A 10239-nucleotide genomic window follows, 5' to 3' on the forward strand; every position below is an offset into this window, starting at 1 on the left:
CGAACGTACGCGAGGAGAGGCAGATGCCCACACCGCACGCCCGTCCCTCATGGGACGACCTGGTCACGGCGGCCCTGCTCGGCACCGACCGCCGCGCGCTGCCGCCCGCGCTCCACGCGCCGGACAAGGAGGCGCCCGTCGCCCTCCTGGACGCGGCCGCGCTGCAGACGGTGCGGCGCAGGGCGGGCCTGCGCCCGGCACCGGCCGCCGCGCCGCCCGAGCCCGCGGCGGACGACCCCAGACCGCCGGTGCCGCCCGCCGCGCGGCGCAGGCTCGCGACGCTCCTCACCGACCAGCCCGGCTCCGGCGGCAGCGGCGGCCGTCGGGGCGCGGCGCCGGACCTGATGGAGCTGCTGCCCCAGTGGCTGGCCCTGGCCAACGCGCGCGGGTACGGCCCGCCGCCGGAACTGCTGCCCGCGCTCCTGAACGCGGCGCGCGGCCGCACGGACCTGCGCCCCCAGGCCCTCGCCTTCGCGGGCCCGAGAGCGCTGTGGCTGGCCCGCCTGAACCCGGACTGGAAGTTCGCACTCCGCGCCACACCGGGAGGCGGGATCCCGCTGCCCGCCACGGACGACACGACGCAGGTCCAACAGCTCTGGGAGGAGGGACTCTTCGCGGAGCGCGTGGCCCTCCTGAGCACACTCCGCGCGCACGCCCCGGCTGCCGCCAGGACCCTCCTGCTCTCCACCTGGCCGACGGAGCGGGCGGAGGACCGCCTGATGTTCCTCGACTCGCTGCGCACCGGCCTGTCCGCCGCGGACGAGCCGTTCCTGGAACAGGCCCTCACCGACCGCAGCCGCAACGTCCGCGCCACGGCGGCGGAACTGCTCTCCGCACTGCCGCGCTCGGCCCTGGCGGGCCGGATGTCGGCCCGCGCGGCGTCCTGCGTGGCCGTCGACCACACGTCGAGCGCGCCCACGCTCACCGTCGAGGCGCCGCACGAGTGCGACGCGGGCATGGAGCGGGACGGCGTCACCCCGAAACCGCCCGCCGGTCGCGGTGAACGCTCCTGGTGGCTGGGCCAGTTGGTCGAGGCGGCCCCACTCGCCACCTGGCAGCCCAGGCTCGGCAATCGCACCCCGACGGAGATCGTGGCGCTCCCCGTGGCCGACGACTGGCGCGACGAGCTGCACGCCGCGTGGTGCCGTGCGGCGGTACGGCAGCGGGACGCGGACTGGTCCAGGGCGCTGCTCGGCACCCCCGCGTCGCCCGACGCGGCGGGTCCGGGCGCCGTCTCCCTCGCCGAGCGCGCCAAGCTGCTCGCCACGCTGCCGGCCGCCGAGCGGGCGGAGTGGGTGGCCGGCTTCATCGCCGCGCACGGTCTGTCGGAGGCGTTCCAGCTGCTCGGGGTGTGCGCGGTGCCGTGGGCGGAGCCGTTGGGGCGGGCGGTGGTGGACTCCCTGAACATCGCGCGGGACGCGGGCAATTACCCCTGGAGCTTCAGCGGGGTGATGGGTCTCGCGGAGCGCTGCCTCGATCCTGCGGAGGCGGTCCGTCTGGACGCGCTGACGGCGATACCGGACGAGCCGGAGAATGCGTCGCCCGGGGCGGGCGGTTACTGGTCGGAGGCGTTCCAACGCCTCGTCACGACGCTGCGGCTCCGCTCCGCGATCCGCATGGAACTCCCCCCGCCTCCCTAACCTTCCCCCGCACCCCGGCTGCGCGGGAGCTGGAGCCACACTTCTCGCTCCCCGGCACCGGGGTTCTTCCCCGCCTGCGCCGGGGCTGGGGCCACCTTCACCACTGCCCGGCACCGGGGGCTGTGCCCACCCGTTCCGCCTTGCGGAACGCCTGCCCACAGCGGGGACCGTCGACGGCCGGTTGCCGCCCACCGCGGGGACGGAGCGGCCCGCCCCCACCGGCCGACGGGCGCACGCGCTCCCGAGGGGACGTGGGGGTATGTGCGAACGGAGCACTGAGCCAGCGCTGGCGTCTTTGGACTTGGGGCGGGGCGCAGGGATGGCGAGTACGCACATACCCCCGCGGCCCCGCCCCCGAGACGGACAACAGGCGCAGACGCCCGCCCAAGGCGCCCCCGCCAGAAAGAATCAGACCGCCTGCCGCACGTTCCCCCGAACCCACTCCACGATCGACGCGGTCGTGGCCCCGGGCGTGAAGATCTCCGCGACGCCCTTCTCCTTCAGCGGCGCGATGTCCGCCTCCGGAATGATGCCGCCGCCGAACACCTTGATGTCCTCCGCGTCCCGCTCCTTCAGGAGCTCCAACACCCGCGCGAACAACGTGTTGTGGGCCCCGGAGAGGATGGACAGACCGATCGCGTCGGCGTCCTCCTGGATCGCGGTGTCCACCACCTGCTCGGGCGTCTGGTGCAGCCCGGTGTAGATGACCTCCATACCGGCGTCACGCAGCGCCCGCGCGATCACCTTGGCCCCGCGATCGTGCCCGTCGAGCCCCGGCTTGGCGACCACCACGCGGATCGGCCCGGCTGCCACACCCATCACTGCCTCCATGTACCGATATCCGTACCGACACCACGCTGTCCCGGTACAGATACCCCGCACCGCACCGGCCGGGGAAGTGAACGAACGTTATCTACAGCATCGCGCAAGCGGCAGTTTCGCGGTGGAGAGGGAGGGGGAAATCACACGTTGGGACACGTTCGCTGCGCGCCCATCCGTTGCCCAAGGGCTCACGCTCCGCATCCGGACCAGGCGCGAGGGGAGCCGCGACGAGATCGCCGGACCACCACGCCGGCAGCCGCACGGCGTGGTGGTCCGGTGCATCGGCGAAGCAACGGGGGCACGGGGCACCGCCTGGTCACGCAGGCGGCAAGGAGCACCGTCCGACGGACCCGGACCGACCCCCGTCGCACCGCCGACTCCTCGCCCTCGACTCCCCCATAGGGCACACGGGGGACAGAGCTGCCCTCCCGTGCGCCGGTCGGGAGGTCGACGATGCCTGTCACAGGGGTCCACTCAGGGGGCCACAAGGGAAGCCACTCCGGCGCCCACCGGGGGTCCGACAAGGGGGCCCATAAAGGGCCCCGCAAAGGAACCCGCGCAGGCCCCCACAAGGGGAGCCGCCCAGCGGCCCACGTAGGGAGTGCGGACGCAGGGAGCCAAGAAGCGCGCGCGGCGACGCGCGCAGCCACGCACCCCTTTCGCCCCTTCGTCTCACTCCTGTCGGCCGGACTGGCGGGCCGCCTCTCCCTGGCCCTCCTGAAGGCGACCGCCCTGGAACTGGCGATCCTCGCCGGGCACCTGCTCCTCTACCCCTCGGGCATCACCCAGGAGCGCAGGCCGGCCCCGGTCCAGCCACCCCCCGACGCGCCCCGCCTCCCGGCGGACCGCAGGCCCCCGGTCCTGCTCCTGCACGGCTTCATCGACAACCGCTCGGTCTTCGTCCTGCTGCGCCGCGCCCTGTCCCAGGACGGCGGACGCCGCGTGGAGTCCCTCAACTACTCGCCGCTGACCTGCGACGTCCGCGCCGCCGCCGAGCTGCTCGGCCGCCACGTGGAAGAGCTCTGCGAGCGCACGGGCCACACCCGCGTCGACGTCGTCGGGCACAGCCTCGGCGGTCTGATCGCCCGCTATTACGCGCAGCGGCTCGGCGGCGACGTACGCATCCGCACCCTGGTCACCCTCGGCACGCCACACTCGGGCACCCGTGTCGTGCCGCTCGCGGACGCGCACCCGATCGTGCGGCAGATGCGCCCGGGCTCCGACGTGATCGAGGAACTGAAGGAACCGGCGCCGGGCTGCCGCACCCAGTTCGTGAGTTTCTGGAGCGATCTGGACCAGATCATGGCGCCACTGGAGACGGCGTGCGTCGACCACCCCGACCTGGTCGCGCAGAACGTCCGCGTGACCGGCATCGGCCATCTCGCACTCCCGGTGCACCCGGCGGTCGCGAACGGCATACGCCAGGCACTCGATCTCGCGAACCCGGGAGCCGACGCGAAGGGCACACCGAACGGCGTCACGGTCGCCTGAGACCGTGTCCGCAACCGATTAACTATCGAACAATTCTCGAACGCAAGGCCAAAGCTGTGCCCGCAGACCGCCGAAAGGCGGCCGAATGCCCGTTTCCTGAGACCATGAAACCTGCCGAAGATTGTCGCGCCCGTATACCGCCGGGTACAGTCGCCGGACTGCTCTGCCCCTGCTGCCGAGGCGAAAGAGAAGTTGGTGAACGACCGTCACCCGTCGGGGAGCTCGACTCCCTCGCCCTCGGCACCCGGCGCCGACTACGCGCACTACGCGACGTACGACCAGCACAGCACCCAGCACGGCGGCTACGGCTATGACAGCTACGCCGACGGGTCCACCGGCAGCTACGCGACGACCGGTTTCGACACCGGCACCTTCGCCGCCGACCCGCTCTTCGGCGACATGAACGGCGGCCAGTACGACACGGGCCAGTGGGCGACCACCACCGGCACCCAGCAGACGCTCAACTACGACGCGTACGCCGCGCAGCACCACGCCGCCCTGTACGACACCGGCAGCTATGACACGACCGCCGCGTGGTCGACCGGCGGCCATCAGCAGCTCGCCGACATCCCCACGCAGCCGGGCCCCGACTCCACGGGCCAGTGGGACGCCGCCGCCTGGAACCAGGCGCCGCAGACCGGCCAGTGGGAGACCCAGACCTTCGACACGGGCGCGTATGACGCGACGGCGTGGAACTCCGCCGGCGACACGCACGATGCGCACGCGGCACACGCGGCACATGCGGCGCGCGAGATGCCCGAGCCGCACGAGGTGCACGACACGCACGGGGCACCCCAGTCGTACGAGGCCACGGAGCCCGCGGGCGACGCCCACCACTACGAGCTCACCGATCAGTACGAGATCTCGGCCGACTCGGCGTACGGCACAAGCGGCACGTCCGCGTACGACACCGCCGAGTTCGACGTGACGGCCGTCGATTCCCCCGACGCCGCCCCGCACTCCCCCCGCTCCTCCCGCGGCAAGAGCGACGGCCCCACGGGCGGCGGCCGCTCCCGGACCCGCCGCCGCTCCCCCGCCAAGCGCTCCGCCCTCCTCACGGTCGCCGTGCCCTCGGCGTGCGTGATGGGTGTCGCCGGGGTCGCGGCCGCCTCCGTCGGCGGCTTCGGCGGGGACGACGCCAAGGACACGACGGCGGCATCGGCCCCGGACGCCACGGCCGTGAAGCCCTCCGCCGCCAACAACAAGCTGGACACCCAGCTGGCGAACCTCTCCGCCGACGCGGGCGACTTCGCGGACCGCGCGAGCCGCACGCAGGAGCGCATCGACCTCAGGGCCGAGAAGGTAGCCGCCGAGAAGAAGGCGGCCGCGGAGGCGGCGCGCAAGGAGCGGCTGCGTCCCAAGTTCGCCCTGCCGGTGAAGCAGCACGGCCTGAGCGCGCGCTACGGCCAGGCGGGCATCAACTGGATGTCCGCGCACTCGGGCATCGACTTCCCGGTGTCGTACGGCACCGAGGTCATGGCCGCGACCGACGGCACCGTCTCCACGAAGTGGAACAGCGCCTACGGCAACATGGCGATCGTGACCGCGAAGGACGGCACGGAGACGTGGTACTGCCACCTCTCCACGCACAAGATCTCCAGCGGCCCCGTGAAGGCGGGCGACGTCATCGCCTTCTCCGGGAACTCCGGCAACTCCACGGGCCCGCATCTGCACTTCGAGGTGCGTCCCGCCGGCGGCTCGGCGATCGACCCGCTGCCGTGGCTGCGCAGCCACGGCCTCGACCCGACGTAGGACCGCCCCCTTGGGGGACCCCGGGACCCCACCGAGGTGGCGGCCCGAGGCCCCGCCGGGCTACAGCTTCTCCACCGGCGCGTACCGCAGCAGCAGGCGCTTCGGCTTGGGGTCTCCGAAGTCCACCGTCGCCTCGGCGTTCGCCCCCGTGCCCTTCACCCCGACCACCGTGCCGAGGCCGAACTGGTCGTGCGTGACCCGGTCGCCGACCGCGAGCGAGACCACCGGCTTCTCCGAGGCGCGGCGCGTGGCGAAGCCCTGGGCGCCGCCGGAGCGGGAGCGCGAGGAGGACAGCGACGAGGCGATGCCCCCGGCAGGCCCCGAGGAACGGGACGGCGGCGGGGCGGCGACGGCACCCGTCCGCTTCCAGTCCAGGTGCGCATCCGGAATCTCTTCGAGGAAGCGCGACGGCGGGTTGTACGAGGGCTGGCCCCAGGCGCTGCGCATCGAGGACCGCGTCAAATAGAGCCGTTCACGCGCGCGTGTGATGCCGACGTACGCAAGGCGACGCTCCTCCTCCAACTCCTTGACCTGCCCCAGAGAACGCATGTGCGGGAAGACACCGTCCTCCATGCCGGTCAGGAACACCACGGGGAACTCAAGGCCCTTGGCGGTGTGCAGCGTCATGAGGGTGATGACTCCGGAGCCGTCCTCCTCCTCATCCGGAATCTGGTCGGAGTCGGCGACCAGGGCGACGCGCTCCAGGAAGTCGGAGAGCGAACCGACCGGAGCGGCGCCTTCCGCAACCGGGGCGCCTTCGCCTCCCTCGGTCCCGGCACCCTCCTGGGCCACCGCACCCACCGCGGCCTCGGCGCCCTCCGCGCCTTCGGTGGTCTCGGCGCCCTGAGTCGCCTCCGCCCCCTCGGCCCGGCCGTTCTCCTGCTCGAACTCCAGGGCCACGGCGGCGAGTTCCTGGAGGTTCTCGATGCGGGTCTCGTCCTGCGGGTCGGTCGAGGCCTGCAGCTCGGCGAGGTACCCGGTCCGTTCGAGCACGGCCTCCAGGACGACGGCCGGGCCCGCGCCGGACTCGACGATGGTCCGCAGCTCCTCCATGAGCGTGTTGAACCGCTTCACCGCGTTGACCGAGCGGGCCGCCATTCCGTACGCCTCGTCGACGCGGCGCAGCGCCTGCGGGAAGGAGATCTTCTCGCGCTGCGAGAGCGCGTCGATCATCGCCTCCGCGCGGTCGCCGATGCCCCTCTTGGGGACGTTGAGGATGCGCCGCAGCGGGACCGCGTCCTCGGGGTTGGCGAGCACGCGCAGGTACGCGAGGACGTCGCGGACCTCCTTGCGCTCGTAGAAGCGGACGCCGCCGACGACCTTGTAGGGCAGGCCGACGCGGATGAAGATCTCTTCGAAGACACGGGACTGCGCGTTCGTCCGGTAGAAGATCGCCACGTCGCCGGCCTTGGCGTCGCCCGCGTCCGTGAGGCGGTCGATCTCGTCGGCGACGAACTGCGCCTCGTCGTGCTCGGTGTCGGCGACGTAGCCGGTGATGCGCGCGCCCGCGCCCTGGTTGGTCCAGAGGTTCTTGGGGCGGCGGCTCTCGTTCCGCTCGATGACCGCGTTCGCGGCGGTCAGGATCGTCTGCGTGGAGCGGTAGTTCTGCTCCAGGAGGATCGTCGTCGCGTCCGTGTAGTCCTCCTCGAACTGGAGGATGTTGCGGATGGTGGCGCCGCGGAAGGCGTAGATCGACTGGTCCGCGTCACCCACCACGCACAGCTCGGCCGGATCGTCGCCCTCGCCTCCGGAGGGGCCGACCAGCTCGCGCACCAGGGCGTACTGGGCGTGGTTGGTGTCCTGGTACTCGTCGACCATGACGTGCCGGAAGCGGCGGCGGTAGTGCTCGGCGACGTCCGGGAAGGCGCGCAGGAGGTGGACCGTCGTCATGATCAGGTCGTCGAAGTCCAGCGCGTTCGCCTCGCGGAGGCGGGACTGGTACATCGCGTAGGCCTGGGCGAGGGTCTTCTCGAAGCCGTCGGCGGCCTGGGCGGCGAAGTCCTCCTCGTCGATCAGCTCGTTCTTCAGGTTGGAGATCTTGGCGCTGAAGGACTTCGGCGGGAACTTCTTCGGATCGAGGTCCAGGTCGCGGCAGACCAGGGCCATCAGGCGCTTGGAGTCCGCGGCGTCGTAGATCGAGAAGGAGGACGTGAAGCCCAGCTTCTTGTACTCGCGGCGCAGGATGCGGACGCAGGCGCTGTGGAACGTCGACACCCACATCGCGTTCGCCCGGGGGCCCACGAGCTGCTCGACGCGCTCCTTCATCTCGCCCGCGGCCTTGTTCGTGAAGGTGATCGCGAGGATCTGGCCGGGGTGCACGCCGCGCTCGGCGAGGAGGTGCGCGATGCGCTGGGTGAGCACGCGGGTCTTGCCGGACCCGGCGCCCGCGACGATGAGCAGCGGGGAACCCGCGTGCACGACGGCCGCGCGCTGGTTCTCGTTCAGCCCGTCGAGGAGCGTCGCCGGGTCGATGACCGGGCGCGGGGCGCCGTCGCGGTAGTGCGTGTCCCTGGTCATGGGCGCGTCGAACTTCCCGTCGAACAAGTCGTCCGGAATGGGCTCCGGAGCGCTGTCCTCGGGCGGCGGCGGGGGCTCTTCGTCCGCGGCCCGGGAGGGCTGCAGGTCCGCCAGGAAGCTGTCATCAAAGAGGCTGCTCATCGCCTCCCGAGTCTAGGCGGCCCCACTGACAACCCGCCCCGGGTTCCGGCCACCTCCTCCGACGGGGAGGGTCCCGCCTCCGTCTAGGAGGGTCCCGCCCACGTGCCGCCCACGTGCCGCCCACGGACGGTCACGCTCCGCTACGGCGTGTCATGTCCGCGTCGCTGCCGTACTCCATCCGCGTCAAGACCCTCGTGAAGTCACGAAAATGTATCGGGCATATCGAACATCAACCTTCACAGCGGCCGCACAAGTTGGCTAGCGTGCCCGGCGGGCCGCTCGTCCCCCACCGGCGAACCCCGCCGGGACCGGGTGGCCTCCGCCGAGTCCGACACGTTCGGAGCCGGGGACCCACCATGACCTTGGGGTGAATCGGTCCCGTACGAAGTACGGGACCGTAGGGCAACCTTCCGGACCACCCGCCCGAACCCGACAGCTAACCCGGTAGGCGGTCTACGGAAGGAGTCGCCTCCTTGGCGTCGCACCGCAAGCCGCGGACCCGTACGGCCGGAATGCGCACGGCCCCCGCCCTCGGCATCACGACGGCCGCCCTCACCTCCGTCGCCCTCCTGTCGCAGAGCGCGCAGGCAGCCCCCTCCGCGCCGTCGAAGCCCAGCCTCGAAGAGGTCCAGAAGAAGGTCGACGACCTGTACCACCAGGCCGGCGTGGCCACCCAGAAGTACAACTCGGCCAAGGAGCGCACCGACAAGCAGCGCAAGAAGGTCGACCATCTGCTCGACGACGTGGCCAAGCGCACCGACGAGCTGAACGAGGCCCGCCAGGAGCTCGGCTCGTTCGCCGCCGCGCAGTACCGCACCGGGGCCGTCTCCGAGACGGCCACGATGATGCTGGCCAACGACCCGCAGGGCTACTTCGACCAGAACCACCTGGCCGACCGGCTGACCACGCGCCAGAAGAAGGCCGTCGACGACTACCAGACGCAGCAGGCGTCGGCGACCAAGCAGCGCGCGAAGGCCGCGAAGAGCCTCAAGACGCTGAGTGAATCGCGGGACGACCTCAGGACGAGCAAGCAGGCCGTCCAGAAGAAGCTGGGCGAGGCGCGCGGGCTCCTCTCGAAGCTGACCGCCGAGGAGAAGGCGCGGCTGGCGGCGATCGAGCGCAAGAAGGAGCAGGAGGCCAAGCGCAAGGCCGAGGAACTGGCCCGCAAGCAGGCCGCCGAGGCGGAGCGCAAGCGCAAGGCGGAAGAGGCCGCGCAGAAGGAGAAGGATCAGGGGCAGGGGCAGGGGCAGGAGGGCGGCCAGGACTCGGGCTCGGGCACCGGTTCGGGTTCGGGCTCCGGGACCACGGACGGCAGTTACGCCACCAAGGCCGCGAAGGTCATCGACTTCGCGGAGGCCCAGATCGGCAAGCCGTACGTCTGGGGGGCCACGGGCCCCGACTCCTACGACTGCTCGGGGCTGACCCAGGACGCGTGGAAGGCCGCGGGCATCTCCCTGCCGCGCACCACGTGGGACCAGGTGAAGGTCGGCACGACCGTGAAGACCGCCGACGCCAAGCCGGGCGACCTGGTGTTCTTCTACGACGACATCAGCCACGTGGGGATCTACATCGGCAACGGCAAGATGATCCACGCGCCGAAGCCGGGCGCGAACGTCCGCGTCGAGTCGATCTACTACATGCCGATCCACAGCGTGGTGCGCCCCGCGTAACGCCGGACGGCACGCGTCTTCCGGAGACCGCGCTCGGCTCCGGAGGACGCGACGACCGGGTGCCGCGACAACCTTGGGACGCGACGAAAAGCACCCTCTACGCGCGCGTGGCCCGCATCCCCGGGAGGATGCGGGCCACCGCGGCGGAGATTGGGGAATAACATGTGCGCAACGCCGCGCGTGGGGTGTAAGGGGAGGGTGACAGG

General features: G+C 71.7%; 6 protein-coding genes and 1 riboswitch. Of the genes, 4 read left to right on the forward strand and 2 right to left on the reverse strand.

The genetic code is table 11. The annotated features are described in order from the left end of the window. Positions 1–23: 23 nt before the first annotated feature. Positions 24–1640: a DUF5691 domain-containing protein gene (locus AB0L89_RS14560; protein ID WP_365139752.1), complete on the forward strand. Its 1617-nt coding sequence runs from the start codon at positions 24–26 to the stop codon at positions 1638–1640. A 408-nt stretch (positions 1641–2048) separates the two neighbouring features. Here AB0L89_RS14560 and AB0L89_RS14565 read toward each other — a convergent pair whose 3' ends face one another. Further along, positions 2049–2459, reverse strand: a complete 411-nt coding sequence (locus tag AB0L89_RS14565; protein ID WP_055702123.1) for a cobalamin B12-binding domain-containing protein — start codon at positions 2457–2459, stop codon at positions 2049–2051. Between the two features lie 456 nt (positions 2460–2915). On the opposite strand from AB0L89_RS14565, the gene AB0L89_RS14570 reads away from it, so the two are divergent. Both AB0L89_RS14570 and AB0L89_RS14575 read left to right on the forward strand, forming a co-directional pair. Beyond that, positions 2916–3953 (forward strand): alpha/beta fold hydrolase, encoded by a 1038-nt coding sequence (locus AB0L89_RS14570; protein WP_365139756.1) that lies wholly within the window; start codon positions 2916–2918, stop codon positions 3951–3953. Between the two features lie 195 nt (positions 3954–4148). Then, positions 4149–5705, forward strand: a complete 1557-nt coding sequence (locus AB0L89_RS14575; RefSeq protein WP_365139759.1) for a M23 family metallopeptidase — start codon at positions 4149–4151, stop codon at positions 5703–5705. A 60-nt stretch (positions 5706–5765) separates the two neighbouring features. On the opposite strand, the gene AB0L89_RS14580 is transcribed toward AB0L89_RS14575, so the two are convergent. Next, positions 5766–8363: an ATP-dependent DNA helicase gene (locus AB0L89_RS14580; RefSeq protein ID WP_365139762.1), complete on the reverse strand. Its 2598-nt coding sequence runs from the start codon at positions 8361–8363 to the stop codon at positions 5766–5768. A 310-nt stretch (positions 8364–8673) separates the two neighbouring features. Continuing rightward, positions 8674–8830: riboswitch (cyclic di-AMP (ydaO/yuaA leader) on the forward strand. A 6-nt stretch (positions 8831–8836) separates the two neighbouring features. Here AB0L89_RS14580 and AB0L89_RS14585 point away from each other — a divergent pair. After that, complete coding sequence (locus AB0L89_RS14585; RefSeq protein WP_365139766.1) at positions 8837–10033, forward strand: NlpC/P60 family protein; 1197 nt, start codon at positions 8837–8839, stop codon at positions 10031–10033. Positions 10034–10239: the final 206 nt, after the last annotated feature.

Source organism: Streptomyces sp. NPDC052114, assembly GCF_040680155.1.
GTDB lineage: Bacteria > Actinomycetota > Actinomycetes > Streptomycetales > Streptomycetaceae > Streptomyces.

Coding starts and splice junctions, on each gene's coding strand:
- AB0L89_RS14560 (WP_365139752.1), top strand. CDS start 24: ATGCCCACACCGCACGCCCGTCCCTCATGGGACGACCTGGTCACGGCG.
- AB0L89_RS14565 (WP_055702123.1), bottom strand. CDS start 2,459: ATGGGTGTGGCAGCCGGGCCGATCCGCGTGGTGGTCGCCAAGCCGGGG.
- AB0L89_RS14570 (WP_365139756.1), top strand. CDS start 2,916: ATGCCTGTCACAGGGGTCCACTCAGGGGGCCACAAGGGAAGCCACTCC.
- AB0L89_RS14580 (WP_365139762.1), bottom strand. CDS start 8,363: ATGAGCAGCCTCTTTGATGACAGCTTCCTGGCGGACCTGCAGCCCTCC.